Below are 280 nucleotides of genomic sequence, written 5' to 3'. Positions count from 1 at the left end.
GAATGGCATCAGAAGGAGCTAATAATGAGCAGAAAAAACCAACGTTACTCTAAAGAGTTCAAAGCCGAAGCTGTCAGAACGGTTCTTGAAAATCAACTTCGATCAGTGAAGGCGCTTCCCGATTATCCCTTCCTGAAGGCACTTTAGGACAATGGGTTACCGCCGCCAGAAAAGGGCTCGGTACTCCTGGTTCCCGCACGGTGGCTGAACTGGAATCTGAAATTCTGCAACTGCGTAAGGCGTTAAATGAAGCTCGCCTTGAGCGAGATATATTAAAAAA

General features: G+C 46.4%; 1 pseudogene. It reads left to right on the top strand.

From position 1 onward, the window contains the following. Positions 1 to 24 precede the first annotated feature (24 nt). Positions 25 to 280, top strand: a pseudogene (locus tag BFF42_RS21610) (transposase); the annotation flags it as partial.

It is taken from the genome of Shigella sp. FC1661 (genome assembly GCF_001712525.1).
Lineage (GTDB): Bacteria > Pseudomonadota > Gammaproteobacteria > Enterobacterales > Enterobacteriaceae > Escherichia > Escherichia coli.
The sequence above is the reverse complement of the archived record's forward strand: the minus strand, read 5'-3'. Positions and strand labels throughout refer to the sequence as shown.